Annotated in this window: 14 protein-coding genes; 7 read left to right on the forward strand and 7 right to left on the reverse strand. The window is 71.1% G+C overall.

The window, feature by feature from the left end; genetic code table 11:
- Window positions 1–59: 59 nt before the first annotated feature.
- Window positions 60–398 (reverse strand): DUF3817 domain-containing protein, encoded by a 339-nt coding sequence (locus tag ACLJOK_RS12200; RefSeq protein WP_410819338.1) that lies wholly within the window; start codon window positions 396–398, stop codon window positions 60–62.
- 153 nt (window positions 399–551) lie between these two features.
- Between ACLJOK_RS12200 and ACLJOK_RS12205 the strand changes: the two genes are divergently transcribed.
- On the forward strand, window positions 552–2,030 hold the full coding sequence (locus tag ACLJOK_RS12205) for a glutamate--cysteine ligase (RefSeq protein WP_410818383.1): 1,479 nt from the start codon (window positions 552–554) through the stop codon (window positions 2,028–2,030).
- 160 nt (window positions 2,031–2,190) lie between these two features.
- Window positions 2,191–4,002: a hypothetical protein gene (locus tag ACLJOK_RS12210; RefSeq protein ID WP_410818384.1), complete on the forward strand. Its 1,812-nt coding sequence runs from the start codon at window positions 2,191–2,193 to the stop codon at window positions 4,000–4,002.
- A gap of 44 nt (window positions 4,003–4,046) precedes the next feature.
- Here the strand turns inward: ACLJOK_RS12210 and ACLJOK_RS12215 are convergent, their stop codons facing one another.
- Window positions 4,047–4,433, reverse strand: a complete 387-nt coding sequence (locus ACLJOK_RS12215; RefSeq protein WP_355007862.1) for a DUF2267 domain-containing protein — start codon at window positions 4,431–4,433, stop codon at window positions 4,047–4,049.
- A 347-nt stretch (window positions 4,434–4,780) separates the two neighbouring features.
- Here ACLJOK_RS12215 and ACLJOK_RS12220 point away from each other — a divergent pair, with 347 nt between their 5' ends.
- Window positions 4,781–5,800 (forward strand): LD-carboxypeptidase, encoded by a 1,020-nt coding sequence (locus ACLJOK_RS12220; protein ID WP_410818386.1) that lies wholly within the window; start codon window positions 4,781–4,783, stop codon window positions 5,798–5,800.
- 3 nt (window positions 5,801–5,803) lie between these two features.
- On the opposite strand, the gene ACLJOK_RS12225 is transcribed toward ACLJOK_RS12220, so the two are convergent.
- The 3 genes from ACLJOK_RS12225 to ACLJOK_RS12235 form a co-directional block, all read right to left on the reverse strand.
- The gene (locus ACLJOK_RS12225; RefSeq protein WP_410818388.1) at window positions 5,804–6,358 is read right to left on the reverse strand and encodes a GNAT family N-acetyltransferase; all 555 of its coding nucleotides are present in this window, start codon (window positions 6,356–6,358) and stop codon (window positions 5,804–5,806) included.
- A 119-nt stretch (window positions 6,359–6,477) separates the two neighbouring features.
- Window positions 6,478–7,650 (reverse strand): zinc-dependent alcohol dehydrogenase, encoded by a 1,173-nt coding sequence (locus tag ACLJOK_RS12230; RefSeq protein ID WP_410818390.1) that lies wholly within the window; start codon window positions 7,648–7,650, stop codon window positions 6,478–6,480.
- A gap of 29 nt (window positions 7,651–7,679) precedes the next feature.
- Window positions 7,680–8,630 carry an SRPBCC family protein gene (locus ACLJOK_RS12235; RefSeq protein WP_410818392.1) on the reverse strand — a complete coding sequence of 317 codons (951 nt, stop codon included), beginning with the start codon at window positions 8,628–8,630 and terminating at the stop codon, window positions 7,680–7,682.
- A 236-nt stretch (window positions 8,631–8,866) separates the two neighbouring features.
- Between ACLJOK_RS12235 and ACLJOK_RS12240 the strand changes: the two genes are divergently transcribed.
- The 4 genes from ACLJOK_RS12240 to ACLJOK_RS12255 all read left to right on the forward strand — a co-directional run bounded on the left by ACLJOK_RS12240 (window position 8,867) and on the right by ACLJOK_RS12255 (window position 13,078).
- Window positions 8,867–9,385 (forward strand): RNA polymerase sigma factor, encoded by a 519-nt coding sequence (locus ACLJOK_RS12240; RefSeq protein ID WP_410818395.1) that lies wholly within the window; start codon window positions 8,867–8,869, stop codon window positions 9,383–9,385.
- Window positions 9,372–10,580 carry a hypothetical protein gene (locus ACLJOK_RS12245; protein ID WP_410818397.1) on the forward strand — a complete coding sequence of 403 codons (1,209 nt, stop codon included), beginning with the start codon at window positions 9,372–9,374 and terminating at the stop codon, window positions 10,578–10,580. The genes ACLJOK_RS12240 and ACLJOK_RS12245 overlap by 14 nt, the downstream gene beginning before the upstream one ends.
- Before the next feature lie 80 nt (window positions 10,581–10,660).
- Window positions 10,661–11,023: an SCP2 sterol-binding domain-containing protein gene (locus ACLJOK_RS12250; protein ID WP_410818399.1), complete on the forward strand. Its 363-nt coding sequence runs from the start codon at window positions 10,661–10,663 to the stop codon at window positions 11,021–11,023.
- 3 nt (window positions 11,024–11,026) lie between these two features.
- Window positions 11,027–13,078, forward strand: coding sequence for a glycogen debranching N-terminal domain-containing protein (locus tag ACLJOK_RS12255; protein ID WP_410818401.1), 2,052 nt, complete (start codon window positions 11,027–11,029; stop codon window positions 13,076–13,078).
- Between the two features lie 11 nt (window positions 13,079–13,089).
- Here ACLJOK_RS12255 and ACLJOK_RS12260 read toward each other — a convergent pair whose 3' ends face one another.
- The gene (locus tag ACLJOK_RS12260) at window positions 13,090–13,554 is read right to left on the reverse strand and encodes a hypothetical protein (RefSeq protein WP_410818402.1); all 465 of its coding nucleotides are present in this window, start codon (window positions 13,552–13,554) and stop codon (window positions 13,090–13,092) included.
- A 175-nt stretch (window positions 13,555–13,729) separates the two neighbouring features.
- Entirely contained in the window at window positions 13,730–14,668 is a 939-nt protein-coding gene (locus tag ACLJOK_RS12265) for a helix-turn-helix domain-containing protein (RefSeq protein WP_410818404.1), read from the reverse strand.
- Window positions 14,669–14,758 lie beyond the last annotated feature (90 nt).

Here is a 14,758-nt window from a genome sequence, read left to right on the forward strand (position 1 = left end):
GCGGGCGGGCCGCTCGGCGGCTCAGCTCAGCGGGTGGGGTCCGCGGGCGGGTCGGCGGCTCAGCCGACCGGAACGGCCTCGCGGGCCGTTTGCCGGTCGACGCCGAGCATGCCCCGGCGGCGGGCCCAGCGCTCGAAGGCGAGGGTGGCGAACGGCGGCACCGCGCTGGCCAGGGCCACCGCCGTAGCCAGCAGGCTCCACCGGTGCAGCCGGGCCACGGCCAGCACCAGCAGGACGTACGCGACGAACAGGCCGCCGTGGATCGGACCGAAGATCTTGACGCCCAGCTCGTTGTCCGGCGGACCGTACTTGACCAGCATGCCGACCAGCAGGGCCAGCCAGGAGCAGGCCTCGGCGATCGCCGCCGCGACGAACAGCCGGGTCACCTTCTCGCGCATCCGCACGCCACCACCTCTCGGGCCGCAATGCTATCGGTCTGCTCCGGCTGGGCTAACGGGGCGGGCAGTTGGGTAGGAAAGGGTCCTCGGGTCTTCCCCCGCCCGCCGATCACGTGCGAGGTTAGGGGGACCAGCGGTGACAGGGTGGTGACCATGGGCGAGGACGTCGGCGTACGAACCTTCAGTCGAGAGGATCGCGCCCGCTATCGCGACAAGGTCCGCCGCTGCCTCGATGTCTTCGCCGAGATGCTGCGCGAGTCCCGCTTCGACCTCGACCGGCCGATGACCGGCGTGGAGATCGAGCTGAACCTGGTCGACGAGGCGTCGAATCCGGCGATGCGCAACGCGGACGTGCTGGCGGCCATCGCCGACCCGAGCTTCCAGACCGAGCTGGGCCAGTTCAACGTCGAGATCAACGTGCCGCCGCGCCGGCTGACCGGCACCGGCACTGCCGACTTCGAGGAGTACGTGCGGGCCAGCCTCAACGCCGCCGAGGTGAAGGCCCGGGCGATCGGCGCGCACATGGTCATGATCGGCATCCTGCCGACGCTTCGTCCCGAGCACCTGACCGCCGAGACGCTGTCGGCCAACCCCCGTTACAAGCTGCTCAACGAGCAGATCTTCGCGGCCCGTGGTGAGGATCTGCCGATCGCCATCAGCGGGGTGGAACGGTTGGCGGTCACCGCCGACACGATCACCCCGGAGGCGGCCTGCACCAGCACCCAGTTCCACCTCCAGGTCAGCCCGGCCCAGTTCGCCGACTACTGGAACGCCGCCCAGGCGGTGGCCGGCATCCAGGTCGCGGTCGGCGCGAACTCGCCGCTGTTCTTCGGCCGGGAGCTGTGGCGCGAGACCCGGATTCCGCTGTTCCAGCAGGCCACCGACACCCGGTCGGAGGAGATCAAAGCCCAGGGGGTGCGCCCCCGGGTCTGGTTCGGCGAACGCTGGATCACCAGCGTTTTCGACCTTTTCGAGGAGAACGTGCGCTACTTCCCGGCGTTGTTGCCGGTCTGCGATCCGGAGGACCCGGCGCAGGCACTCGCGGCCGGTGAGGTCCCCAATCTGGCCGAGTTGCGCCTGCACAATGGCACCGTCTACCGGTGGAACCGCCCGGTGTACGACGTGTCGCGGGGCCGCCCGCACCTGCGGGTGGAAAACCGGGTGCTGCCGGCCGGTCCGACAGTGTTGGACACCATCGCCAACGGCGCCTTCTACTTCGGTTTGGTGCGCGCCCTCGCTGAGTCGGACCGGCCACTGTGGTCACAGATGTCGTTCAGCGCCGCCGAGGAGAACTTCACCAGCTGCGCCCGGCACGGCATCGACGCGCAGGTCTACTGGCCCGGTCTCGGCTACCTGCCCGTCACCGAGTTGGTGTTGCGCCGGTTGCTGCCGATGGCGCATCACGGCCTGGACCGGTGGGGGCTCGACCCCACCGAACGGGACCGGTTGCTCGGCATCATCGAGCAGCGCTGCCTGACCAGCCGCAACGGCGCGACCTGGCAGGTGGAGACGCTGCACCGGTTGGAGTCGGCCGACCACCTGGACCGGCCGGAAGCGCTGCGCGAGGTGGTCCGCCACTACGTCGACCTGATGCACAGCAACCGGCCGGTGCACGAGTGGCCGATCCCGTAAGCCCTCGTGTGCCCCGCTGGACCCCCGACCGGGTCCCGACCCAGCGGCCCGCGGTGGTGCGAAGCGAGGCCGCTCGATTCGCTGCCGGCAGGAACGTTTCTCGGTCGAGACGCCCCGCGGCGCCGACCGCTCGGCGCGCCTGTCGTTGATGATGGGTGCCATGACGTCAGTGGGCGCACAGCGGGCGCGGGATGTGAACGGCGCGACGCACACTGCGGTGGAGCAGCGGCTGATCGAGTCCGTCGCCCGCGGTGAGGTGCTCGACTTGGCCGGCGACGGGCCGGCCGACGAGGAAGCGATGCGCTCCTGGGGCGACGACCACGCGATCTCGGCCTCGGTCATCCGTGAGCTGATGCGCGGCCGGCTGGTCAGCGAGCCCGACCCGCATGGCCTGCGGCTGCGCGGGGCCCGGATCGTCGGCCAGATCGACCTGGAGAACGTCATCAGTGACCTGGCACTGGAGTTGCGCGACTGCCTGCTGCCCGACGGCGTGAACCTTCGCAACGCCCGCCTGTCGGCGGTCGCCCTGAGCGGGTGCCGCATCGAGCAGGCGCCCGGCTCGGCGGACGCGGCACTGGAGGCCACGCGCTGTGCGGCCTGGGCGCTCTCGCTCGAGTGGAGCACGGTGAGCGCCGACACCGTCGCCGCCACGATTCGTCTCGCTGCCGCCCGCGTCGGCACACTGGACTGCCGCGGAGCGCGGTGGAAGAACAGCACCGGACCGGCCCTGGATGCCGACGGCCTCACCGTCGACCAGAGCGTGTTCCTGAATGACGGCTTCACCGCCACCAGCCCCAGCGCGCGCGGCACGATCCGGCTGCTCGGCGCCCACATCGGCGGCCAGCTCAACTTCGGTGGGGCACGGCTGGAAAACACCGTCGGCCCGGCGCTCAACGCCGACAATCTTCGAGCCGACCAGGACGTGCTGCTCTGGAACGGCTTCAGCGCCAGCAGCGCCAGCCAGCAGGGCACGATCCGGCTCATCGGCGCGCACATCGGGTCGCTGAGCGCGGGCGGTGCGCGGCTCACGAACACCGCCGGACCGGTCCTCGACGCCGACGGCCTCACCGTCGACCGGGACCTGGCCCTGGATCGTGGCTTCACCGCCCGCAGCGCCAGTGAGTGGGGCGGCGTCGGCCTGGCCGGCGCCCACATTGGTGGGCTTCTGGCCTGCGGTGGGGCGCAACTGGAGAACACAGTTGGTCCCGCCCTCGACCTGAACGGCCTTCGGGTCGACCAGGACGTGCTCCTGGATGATGGGTTCAGTGCCACCACCGGCGGTGACGAGGTGGTGGTGCTGGTGCTGGCCGGAACCAGGGTCGGTGGGGCACTCCGCCTCGAGACCGATCGGGTGGCCCGTACGGCACCGGGCCCGGGACCGCTTGTCGAGGTGGAGGGGCTCACCTACAGCGGGCAGCCGCGGCCGGCGTCACTGCGCCGCTGGCTGACCCTGCTGCGCGAGGACACGCCCCGTTACAGCGCCCAGCCCTACCAGCAGCTCGCCGCCGCCTACCGGGCCGCCGGCCATGACCGCGACGCCCGCACCATCCTCATCGCCCAACGCCGTGACCAGCTCCAGCGCGCCGGGCTGAGCGCCGCCCAACGCGCCTGGGGTCGCCTCATCGGGATCACCCTCGGCTACGGCTACCAGCCCTGGCGAGCCCTGCTCCTGCTCCTCGCCACACTGGCGGTCGCCGTCGCGCTCAGCGTCGTCGGCGGCCACCATGGCGGCCTCGCGCAGAAGGGGGTGGCCAGCGGAGCTGCCGCCGCCTGCACGAGCATCGACCAGATCGGTGTCGGCCTCGACCTCGGCGCCCCACTGTTCAAGACCGGTGCCCGGGATCGCTGCCAACCGACCGACACCGGTGCCGGTCGGACCCTCACCGTCGCCGGCTGGATCCTGCAACTGCTCGCCTGGAGCTTCGCCACCCTCTTCATCGCCGGCTTCACCAGCGCGGTCCGCAAGACTTGAGCCCACGCTGACCTGCTCCGCGCCGGTTGCGGCGGGGGCGGTGCTCAGCCTCGCGGGGTGGGGACACCGAAGAGGTCGATGATGCCGCCGGGCAGCTGGGCGAGCAGGTCGTGTCGCTCGTCGTCATTCAGCGCCTCGGCAACGGTCCGCAGCACCGCCTGGGCGTGTTGACGCACCTGGTCCGCGTTCGCGACCTGTTCGCGGTCGCCGACGTGCTTCAGGAACTCACCAATGTCCCACCGGCGGCCCTGCGGATTACGGGTGACCGACGTGTCCAGCCGATCCGGTAGTTGCGCCGCCAGGTTGTCCGCCTCCTGTCCGGCGAGCCGTTCGCCGAGCACCGACAGGACTGCCTGTATGGAACGCACCGCTTCGTTCTCACCGAGGCCCGCGCGCTGTCGTACCGTGGCGATCATCTGCTCGTACTCCATTGCCCCGCTCCTTCGGTCTCGTCGGCATGCCGTGAGGCCTGCCTGCGGACGAACGGGGCGAGTTCCCAGGCTCCCTGACCACAAACGGGGCCGCGCGCGGATCCGGACTCCCCGCCATCGGCGGGTGGGGCCTCACAAAACGTGCCAGTCACGTCACTCGGGTCGCCAGCTGAGCCAGGTCGCGCCCTATGTCGTCCTTTGTGGACACCCATGCGGATCGATGGCTGTCGTAGGCTGTGGCAGCTCGCACATCGTCTGATCACGATGAGGGGACGCCGGTGACCACTTCTGGAACAGACCCAGCCACGATCCAGGGGCCCGCGCGGGTGCCCCTGTCCCGTCGACACATGCTGCGGATGGGAGCGGCGGCGGCCGGTGGCGCTGTGCTCGTCGGCACGGCGGAGGCCGCGTCCGCGCAGGCCGCGCCGGTTGGTGCGAAGCGCGTCCTGCGGGCACCGGCGCTGGCACCCGGTGACCGGGTCCGGGTCGTTTCGCCCGGCAGCACGCCCGACCCCACGAACATGGCCCGCGGCATCGAGATCCTGCGCAGCTGGGGCCTGGAGGTCGAGCTGGGCACGCACGTCTTCACCAAGTACGGCTATCTGGCCGGCACCGACGCGCAGCGGCTGGCCGACCTGAACGCCGCCCTGACCGACCCGGGCATCCGTGCCGTCTTCGCCGCCAGAGGCGGTTACGGCACCCAGCGGATCGTCGACCAGATCGACGCCTCCGTTCTGCGCCGGGACCCCCGGGTGGTCGTCGGCTTCAGCGACATCACCAGCATCCACGGCAAGCTCTGGCGCGACACCGGCCTGGTCACCTTCTACGGCCCGATGGTCAACTGGAGTGACGCCCGCACCGGCCCCGAGTCGGCCGAGGCGCTCCGCAGGGCGGTGATGACCACCGCGCCCGTCACCATCTCCCGTGACCCGGCCGAGACAGCCGCTTCCGTGGTGGTGCCGGGGCGCGCATCGGGGCCCCTGCTCGGCGGCTGCCTGACGCTGATCTCCACCTCGCTCGGCGCGGAGGACTCCCCAAAGTTCGACGGCGCGATCCTCTTCTTCGAGGACGTGGACGAGGCGCCGTACAGCATCGACAGCATGCTGACCGAGCTGCGCCGGGTGGGCGTGCTGTCCAGGGTCGCCGGGGTGGTCATCGGCCAGATCACCAACAGTGTCGGTGAACCGGGCGAGTGGGACGCGGCGGCGGTGCTCAAGGACCGCCTGTACGACCTTGGCGTGCCGGTACTGGGCGGGTTACGGCTGGGGCACGGCAACGGGCAGCTCACCGTTCCGCTGGGCTCGCGCGCCACGATCGACGCCACAGCCGGGACCCTGACGGTGGAGCCTGGGGTCCGCCCGCGCTAGTGCTCAGACCTGCGGTGTCGGGTCCCAGGGGGACGGGTCGTCGCGCAACCGGCTGTACAGGTAGCCGTCGCGCCACCGGCCAGCCCGAAACTCGCTGGCCCGCACGACGCCCTCAAGCTGGAAACCGGCCTTCTCCAGCGCCCGTTGCTCGGCGACGTTCTCCGGGTGCGTGCCGGCCTGGATGCGCTGGGCCGGGCTGTGGTGGAAAAGGTAGTCGCAGAGCAACGCCTGGGCGCGCCAGCCGACGCCCCTCCCCCGCCACTGCGGCAGCAGGGCGATGCCGATCTCCCAGTACGACGCCCGGCCGGCGTAACGCCCAGCGGTGTAGCTGACGACGCCGGCAGCGGCCTGCTCCTGCTCGACCTCCACGACGAGCCGTCCGTCGTCCTCGCCGAGGTAGCCGTCGACGGCGAACCGCCGCGCCGGCACCCCGGCGTCCCGGAAGCCGGCCCAGTCCAGACCGATCAGGCCCGGCTCGGTGCAGAACCGCCGCAACATCGCCAGGTCGGGCTCGGCAACCGGCCGTAGCCGGACAGTGAGATCAACCGAGACAGACATCGAACTGCCACCACTTTCCATGGCGACACGCTAGCTGCCGGACAACGGGAGACGTGCTCGGAGCTTTCGTCGCATGCACGTGCGGCGACCCGCGGTGGTGGCCGAGGGGTGGCCGCCAGTCAGACCTTGAGCAGCACCTTCGTACAGTCGTCCTGCTTCTTCTGGAAGATCTTGTAGCCCTTCGGGGCGTCGCGCAGCGACATGCGGTGGCTGACGATGAAACTTGGGTCGATCTCGCCGCGCTGGATGCGCTCCAGTAGCGGCCGGGTGTAGCGCTGGACGTGGCACTGACCGGTCCGCATGATCAGCGAGCGGTTCATGAACGCGCCCATCGGGAATTTGTCCACGAAGCCGCCGTACGCGCCGACGACCGAGACCACCCCGCCGGAGCGACAGGCCAGGATCGCCTGCCGCAGCGCGAACGGCCGTTCCGTCTCGACCCGCGCGACCTGCTTCGCCCGGTCGTAGGCGTACATGGCGGCGTTGCCGTGGTGGCCCTCCAGGCCCACTGCGTCGATGCACGCGTCGGGGCCCCGACCGGCGGTCATCTCGTTGAGGGTGTCCAGCACGTCGGCTTCCTCGTAGTTGATCGTCTCGACGTCGATGTGCTCCTTGGCCAGCCGCAGCCGGTACGGGAACCGGTCGATGACAATCACCCGTTCCGCGCCGAGCAACCGGGCGCTGGCCGCGGCGAGCAACCCGACCGGCCCGGCGCCCCAGACGGCGATCACCTGCCCCGGTTTGATGTCGCACATCTCGGCGCCCATGTAGCCGGTCGGGAACACGTCGGCCAGCATGACCGCCTGGTCGTCACTGATCTCGTCGGGCACCTTGACCGGGCCGACGTCGGCGAACGGAACCCGGGCGTACTCGGCCTGGCCGCCGGCGTACCCGCCGAGCAGGTGCGAGTAGCCGAAGATGCCGGCCGGCGAGTGCCCCAGGATCTTCTCGGCGATGCCGGCGTTCGGGTTGGAGTTCTCGCAGACCGAGTAGAGGCCGCGCTGGCAGGACGAGCAGTGCCCGCAGGCGATGGGGAACGGCACCACCACCCGGTCGCCCGGCTTGAGGTTGCGCACCTGCGGGCCCACCTCGACCACCTCGCCCATGAACTCGTGGCCGAGGATGTCGCCCTTGCGCATGGCGGGGATGTAGCCGTGGTAGAGGTGCAGGTCGGAGCCGCAGATCGCTGTGGTGCTGATCCTGACGATCGCGTCCCGGGCATTCATGATCTTGGGGTCGGGTACGTCGATGACCTTGACGCTGTCGGTGCCCATCCAGGCGGTGGCCTTCATTCTCGGTCCCTTTCGGAGAGCTCGGGCGGTCAGCGTCGGGACGCCGGCAGCGGCTGGGCGGGTCGCTGCATGGCCTGTTGGCGTACGGAGATGCCGTTGGGGCTGCCCTCGGAGCGGACGACCTCGCCGGTCTCCAGGACCTGCTTGAATCGGCGCAGGTCGTCGCGGACCTGTTGCTCGGGTTCCTCGCCGAAGAGCTTCGCCACCACTCGGCCGAGCGCGCCGGCCGGCGGCGCGTAGCGCAGCTCCACCCGTACCTCGGTTCCCCGGTCGCCGGGTGCGGGCACGAACCGGACCCGCCCGGCGTTGGGCACCCGGGTGCCCGGCAGCGAACGCCAGGTGATCAACTTGTTCGGCTGGTCGTCGATGATCTCGGCGTCCCACTCGACGCGGCGCCCGGCCGGACCACGGGCGATCCAGTGCGAACGGCGCAGATCGTCGACGCGGACGGACTCCAGGTGCGCCATGAACCGGGGCAGGTTCTCCATGTCCCGCCAGAACCGGTACGCCTCGGCGGGCGACCGGTTCACCGTCACCGCGATCTGCATCCGGATCACCCGGGCGCGGGCCCGTCGAGCCCGGCCGACGCGTGCAGCGGCGAGCACGTCGACGGCGGTGATGCCGGCGATGGCGAGGGTGGTCAGCGCGACCCGGTGGCGGCGTTCACCGCCGCGGTCGGCGAGGGCCCGCCCGAGCAGTGTGAGGTCCATGGCGTCGCCGACCACCCGACTCCAGGCCCAGCCGGCCGGGCGGCGGCCGCTGAGCAGGCCGGCGGCGCTGCCCAGCTCGCGTAGGCCGATGGCCGGGAGCACCGCCCGCGCGGCGGGGATGTCGTCCACTCCCGTCATCCGCGCGACGGGTCCGGGCGCGACCAGCGCGCCCACTCCCAGGGCCAGGCTCAGCAGACCGAGCGCGCTCGGCAGCGTCGCCGGCACCGGCCCGTCCAGCTCCGGCAGGAGCACACTGTCGACACGACTCATGTCCGGTCCCTTCCGGTGGGCGCCGCCGCCGGTCCGCCGGCGGAGGCGGCGGTGGTCCCGCCCCCGTGACGCTATGTCGTACCCGTGCCGCATGCGCCGGGTTCGGGGCAGAACGTCCGATGCGGTCGGTGTGGGCCGGAACGCTCGTGGTGGACTTCAACCTCGGCTGACCCGGATTCTGGCCGGACACCGGAACCTTCTCCCCGGCCCGTTGGTGGGAGTGGTGGAGAAGGGGGGTGACGGTGTCCGACGGCGATCTGATCTCCGAGCTCTACGCCGGCTGTTTCCGACGCCTGGTCGTCCAGCTGTACGCGGTGACCGGCGACCTGACCGAGGCGCAGGAGGCGGTCCAGGAGGCGTTCACCCGGGCGCTGATGGCGCCGGGGCGGTTCGCCGGGCTGGAGAACCCGGAGGCCTGGTTGCGTCGGGTCGCTGTGAACTGGGCCCGCAGCCGGTTCCGCCGCCGTCGGATGCTCGACGGGCTGCTGCGCCGCATCGGTCCGCCGCCGGCCGTCGCCGACCACTCCCCGGAGCACCTCGCCCTGCTCGCGGCGCTGCGCGTGCTGCCGGAGGGGCAGCGACACGCGCTCGCCCTGCACTACCTCGTCGACCTGCCGGTGGACGAGGTCGCCGCGACGCTGGGCGTGTCGTCCGGGACGGTGAAGTCCCGGATGTCGCGGGGCCGGGTCGCTCTGGCGGCGTTGCTCGCCGACACCGACGCTACGGAAACCGGGAGGATCGATGTCCGGTCGTGAATTCTCCGGCTTCGACGTGGACACCGTCACCGAGGCCGTCTCGCAGCCGCCCCTGAACGAGCTGCGCACCACCGCCCGCTCCCGTCGGCACCGGTCCGTCGCGACGGTGACGATCGCACTTGTCGCACTGGCCGGGCTGGCGGTCGTACCGCTGCTGGCAGAGCCGGACCGGGCCGCGCCGGCCGACCCGCCGACACCGTCGGGTGCGCAGTTCAGCCAGTTCACGCTGACCGGGCAGGACTCCGGGGTCGACGTGCGGCAGGACGGCTGCGTCGTGCGCTTCGCCTACACCGACGACGGCGGCCGCAGCTGGTCGGACTGGGACGCGGCGCGCTTCGAGGGCACCCGATGTGCGGCCGGCATCGCCGCCGGGACGCCGGGCAGCGGCACTGACTTCTTCGTACTCGGTGAGCGGTCCTACCTGGCCACCGACTCGGGGCTGGCGAAAATCTCCACCGACTACGGCCGCACCTGGCGGGACGCGGCTTCCGCGATCGTGGCCGTACCCACGTTCCCGGCGACGGCCCGACCGGTCCTCTGCGGGTTCGGCTGTAGGCCGGTGTTGGAGCCGCTGGCGGTGGACCCGTCGAACGGAACCGTGTACCGGCTCACCGCCACGGCGCCCTCGTGGCGTGCGCTGTACAGCCTCTACCCGGCAGCGGACGGCAGCATCTGGGCCACGTACCGGATGGCGAGCGCCCAGGGTTCGACAGTCGCCCGCAGCGCCGACCGGGGCGCCACCTGGACCACCTGGGAGGTGGGCGACGGCGGGGATGTGATCGCGGCGGTCGGCATCGACGACCAGGAAGGGTACGTGCTGACCGAACCGACCACGGCGGGTGGCGGGGCGCGGCTGCTGCGGACCACCGACGGCGCGAAGACCTGGACGGACACCGGCGCCGAGCTGTCGGATCAGCTCCACTACGACCTCACTGTGGGGTCGGACGGGTCCCTGCTGGCGATAACGCCCGGTGCGGGCACCGAACCCGACCGCCGCGCGCGCCTGCTGGTCAGCCGGGACGACGGGAAGCGATTCACTGTCGCCCGGGAGTACGGCCGGCTCGTTGGTGCGGTCAGTGTCGCGCCCGGCTACGCCTGGCTCTTCGGGCGTGACGACGGGTCGACGGAGGAGCCGGACCACGTCCTGGTCACCACGGACGCGACCACCTGGACCCGCTTCTCGCTCGCACCCTGAACAAGGTGCGCCGTCCGGCGTTAGGAGTGCGCGGCACCGGGTAGCCGGCATGCGCTCTTACCAGCGCCCGAGGAGGTGGGATGTCGGCGACCAGCGCCTTCTTCGAGCGGTTGACGGTCGCTGGCCAGGATCCGCGGTTCAGCAAGGTCTGTGGCAGCGTGCGATTCGACATCCGCGACGACGGCCACCTGGAGCAGTGGCTGCTGGACATCGATCATGGTCGGATGCGGGTGACCCGAAGCGGTGGCCCCGCCACCACCGTGATCCAGGTGTCCGCGCAGCTTGCGGAGGCGATGGCGCGGGGCGAGGTGAACGGGCTGGCGGCGATCACCCGGGGCGAGATCATGGTCGACGGTGACCTCGCCCTGGCGTTGCGCATCGGGCGGCTGTTTCCGCGAGAGCCCGGACGGCTTCAGCGCGACAACCCCGACAGCGGGACGTGACCGATGAGGGATATCGCGGGCACCGCAGCGTGCATCGATGGCAACACGTTCATGGTGTCCGACGCCAGCGGCGACGTGCAGTCCTCCCCGAGCACCCCGGTCGGCCTCTTCGCCGCCGACACGCGTTTCCTGTCCCGCTGGCGGCTCACCGTCAACGGCGAGTGCATGACAGCGCTGTCGGTGGACGACAGCCAGTACTTCGAGGTCACGTTCTTCGTGGTGCCGGGCGCGGCGGTGGACTACGTGCAGGCCGACGTGTCGGCCATCCGGCGTCGGCGCATCGGCCCGGACCTCACCGAGTCGCTGACGATCTTCAACTACGGCGAGCGGGACATGACGCTCGACGTACGTCTGGAGGTGGCCGCCGACTTCGCCGACATCTTCGAGATCAAGTTCGACAACGGCGACAAGACCGGCGAGCACTACACGCGCGTCGGCCCGAACGAGTTGCGGCTGGGCTACCGGCGCGGCACCTACCGACGTGAGGTCGTCGTGTCGGCGAGTGAGCCCGCGGAGTTCGACCCGGGCGGCCTCCGCTTCGCGGTCCGGCTGCGCCCCGAGCAGCAGTGGTCGACCCGCTTGCAGGCCGTCATGCTGGCGTTGCGCCCGGACGGCGTCGACCTGCGCGCCGCCCTGCGCGCCCAACGGCCGGACGACTCCACTCTGCCGGCGAGCGTGCAGGCGTGGGTCGCTGCGGCCCCGACCCTGGACACCGACAGCGTCGGCCTCCAGCAGGTCTACCACCGCAGCCTGGTGGACCTGGCGGCGCTGCGCTTCGCCCCGCTCTCGCTCAGCGGCGCGAGCGTGCCCGCGGCCGGGTTGCCCTGGTTCATGACCCTGTTCGGCCGCGACAGCCTGTTGACCTGCTTGCAGACCCTGCCCGTCACCCCGTCGCTGACCCCACCGACACTGCGGATCCTCGCGTCGCTGCAGGGCGTCCGGACCGACGACGTGCTGGAGGAGGACCCGGGCCGGATCCTGCACGAGCTGCGCTACGGGGAGTCGGCAGCGTTCGAGGAGCAGCCGCACTCCCCGTACTACGGCACTGTGGACGCCTCACCGCTGTTCGTGGTGCTGCTCGACGAGTACGAGCGGTGGAGCGGCGACACCGCGCTGGTGATGGAGTTGGAGCAGGAGGCACGCGCGGCCCTGGCCTGGATCGACAGGTACGCGGACCTGACCTCCACCGGCTACGTCTGGTACCAGCGGCGCAACCGTGCCACCGGGCTGGACAACCAGTGCTGGAAGGACTCCTGGGACAGCATCTCCTACGCCGACGGCCGGCTGCCGGGCTTCCCGAGGGCCACCTGCGAAACCCAGGGGTACGCCTACGACGCGAAGATCCGAGGAGCACGACTGGCCCGTACCTTCTGGGGTGATCCTGCCTTCGCCGATCGGCTGGAAAGCGAGGCGGCGGCCCTGTACGACAGGTTCAACCGGGACTTCTGGCTGGAGGACCGCGGCTTCTACGCCCTCGCGCTCGACCACGACGGCACCCCCGTGGACAGCCTGTCCTCCAACATCGGGCATCTGTTGTGGAGCGGCATCGTGCCACCGGAGCGGGCTCCCCGGGTGGTCGAGCACCTGATGGGTCCGGCGCTGTTCTCCGGTTGGGGGGTGCGGACGTTCGCCGAGGGGCAGCGCCGCTACAACCCGCTCGGCTACCACAACGGCACGGTCTGGCCGTTCGACAACTCGTTCATCGCCTGGGGTCTGCGCCGCTACGGGTTCAGCAACGAGGCGGCCCGCATCGCCGAGGGCATCCTCTCCGCCGCCACCTACTTCGAGGGTCGGCTACCCGAGGCGTTCGGCGGGTTCGACCGCGAGACCACCCGGTTCCCGATCCGGTATCCGACGGCGGGCAGTCCGCAGGCGTGGTCCAGCGGCGCCTCCATGCTGCTGATCCGCACCATGCTCGGTATCAACCCGCACGAGGACCACCTGGCCGTGGACCCGGCGCTGCCCACCACCTTCGGGCGGATCGCGCTCCTGGACATCCCCGGCCGCTGGGGCAAGCGCGACGCGTTCGCCCGGCAACGCCCCGACCAGCGCTAGTGCTGTGACCCTCAGCTCACGGCGAAGCCGCCGTGAGCGCGTGCCTCCCTCAGCCAGTCGAGCCAGGCCACCCACAGCTCGTCGGTCTCCCACTCGGCGCGCGGGCTCGTCGGCGACGCCTCGTAGAGAATCAACGCCTGCTCGATCTCGGTCCGGCCCACCACCCAGGGGCCGTTGCTCGTCAACTTGAACTCGGGGATCCCCACCTTGCCCGGGCTGGTCTGCGTGGACGCCGCCCGTTCGGCCTCCTTGTAGGCGTCGCGTCGGCGCTGATCGTTGCGCCAGTCGTCGACGCTGTCGAACGGCCAGTCCGGAAAGGGCTGTGGCGTTGCCTGGTAGGTCATGCCGGCCCACCGCATGCGTTCCCGACAGAACGCCATGCCGGCGATGTTCAGGTCGAACTGGTAGGCGGCGGCGAGCGACGAGTACTCGTCGTAGCACTGTGGCCAGTTGCCGCACGACCCGTTCAGATCCATGCACGCTTCGGCGTGGGCGCGCGCGGTAGCGGCGGGTTCGGGCAGATCAACGTGTTCGAAGCTGTAGCCCATCGGACCCCCGACCGCCGGCAGAGCAGGAGCTTGGCATTCTGCCCGACGCCGACGAGCGACGCCCTCCGCGCGTACCCCGGTCAGGGCTCAACCCGCGGCAGGCTCAGGCGCTGCGGAAGGTGCGCCGGTACGCGTCCGGGGGCACACCGACGGTGCGGTGGAAGTGCCGACGCAGCGTCGCGGCGGTGCCCATGCCGGCCGCCTCGGCGATGGCGTCGATGCTGTCGTCGGTGTTCTCCAACAGCTCCTGGGCGCGGCGGATCCGCTGCGTCGACAGCCACAGCAGTGGGGTGGTGCCGGTGACCGACCGGAAGTGGCGGGCCAGGTTGCGTGAGCTCATGTTCGCCTGCCGGGCCAGGTCCTCGACTGTCAGTGGCCGGTCCAGTCGGGCCAGCGTCCAGGGGAACAGCGTGGCGAGCGGGTGGTCCTCGCGGGCCGGCACCGGGGTGGTGACGTACTGGGCCTGACCGCCGGCGCGATGCGGTGGCACGACCAGGCGGCGGGCGACGGCGTTGGCGACGGTCGAGCCGTGGTCGCGTCGGATCAGGTGCAGGCACAGGTCGATCGCGGCGGCCTTGCCGGCGGAGGCGAGCACGGAGCCGTTGTCGACGTAGAGCACGTCCGGGTCGACCAGCACCCGGGGATAGCGGGCGGCCAGCGCCTCGGTGTGCGCCCAGTGCGTGGTGGCCCGCAGCCCGTCGAGCACCCCGGCGGCGGCCAGCACGAACGCGCCGGTGCACAGCGAGACCATCCGGGCGCCCGCCCGGTGGGCCACGCGGACCGCGTCGAGCAGGTCGGGGGGTACGTCCGCGTCGACGTCCCCGACCGACGGGATGATCACGGTGTCGGCGCGGGCGAGCCGGTCCAGCCCATCGTCGGGCGCCACCAGGAAACGGCCGATCCGGACCGGGCCGGGGCCGCAGATCGCCACGTCGTACCAGGGGTCGGCCAGGCCGGAGGGGTCGTGGGCGAAGACCTCGCAGGCCAGAGCCAGCTCGAAGTGCAGCATGCCGTCGGTGGCGGCGATCGCGACGAGAGTCATGTCCGAAACTGTACGGGGCTTGGCGTTCCCGACACTGGTCGGTCGCCGGCCGCTGCGGGAGGCTGGACCCAGTCGATCTTCGAGGGGGCA

Source organism: Micromonospora sp. 050-3, assembly GCF_046549335.1.
In the GTDB taxonomy this organism is placed as follows: Bacteria; Actinomycetota; Actinomycetes; order Mycobacteriales; family Micromonosporaceae; genus Micromonospora; species Micromonospora trifolii.

What these genes read in the sequence shown, in the direction of transcription:
- ACLJOK_RS12205 (WP_410818383.1), top strand. Translation starts at nt 552, where the DNA reads ATGGGCGAGGACGTCGGCGTACGAACCTTCAGTCGAGAGGATCGCGCC.
- ACLJOK_RS12225 (WP_410818388.1), bottom strand. Translation starts at nt 6,358, where the DNA reads ATGTCTGTCTCGGTTGATCTCACTGTCCGGCTACGGCCGGTTGCCGAG.
- ACLJOK_RS12265 (WP_410818404.1), bottom strand. Translation starts at nt 14,668, where the DNA reads ATGACTCTCGTCGCGATCGCCGCCACCGACGGCATGCTGCACTTCGAG.
- ACLJOK_RS12255 (WP_410818401.1), top strand. Translation starts at nt 11,027, where the DNA reads ATGAGGGATATCGCGGGCACCGCAGCGTGCATCGATGGCAACACGTTC.
- ACLJOK_RS12210 (WP_410818384.1), top strand. Translation starts at nt 2,191, where the DNA reads ATGACGTCAGTGGGCGCACAGCGGGCGCGGGATGTGAACGGCGCGACG.
- ACLJOK_RS12250 (WP_410818399.1), top strand. Translation starts at nt 10,661, where the DNA reads ATGTCGGCGACCAGCGCCTTCTTCGAGCGGTTGACGGTCGCTGGCCAG.
- ACLJOK_RS12230 (WP_410818390.1), bottom strand. Translation starts at nt 7,650, where the DNA reads ATGAAGGCCACCGCCTGGATGGGCACCGACAGCGTCAAGGTCATCGAC.
- ACLJOK_RS12220 (WP_410818386.1), top strand. Translation starts at nt 4,781, where the DNA reads ATGCTGCGGATGGGAGCGGCGGCGGCCGGTGGCGCTGTGCTCGTCGGC.
- ACLJOK_RS12235 (WP_410818392.1), bottom strand. Translation starts at nt 8,630, where the DNA reads ATGAGTCGTGTCGACAGTGTGCTCCTGCCGGAGCTGGACGGGCCGGTG.
- ACLJOK_RS12215 (WP_355007862.1), bottom strand. Translation starts at nt 4,433, where the DNA reads ATGGAGTACGAGCAGATGATCGCCACGGTACGACAGCGCGCGGGCCTC.
- ACLJOK_RS12260 (WP_410818402.1), bottom strand. Translation starts at nt 13,554, where the DNA reads ATGGATCTGAACGGGTCGTGCGGCAACTGGCCACAGTGCTACGACGAG.
- ACLJOK_RS12245 (WP_410818397.1), top strand. Translation starts at nt 9,372, where the DNA reads ATGTCCGGTCGTGAATTCTCCGGCTTCGACGTGGACACCGTCACCGAG.
- ACLJOK_RS12200 (WP_410819338.1), bottom strand. Translation starts at nt 398, where the DNA reads ATGCGCGAGAAGGTGACCCGGCTGTTCGTCGCGGCGGCGATCGCCGAG.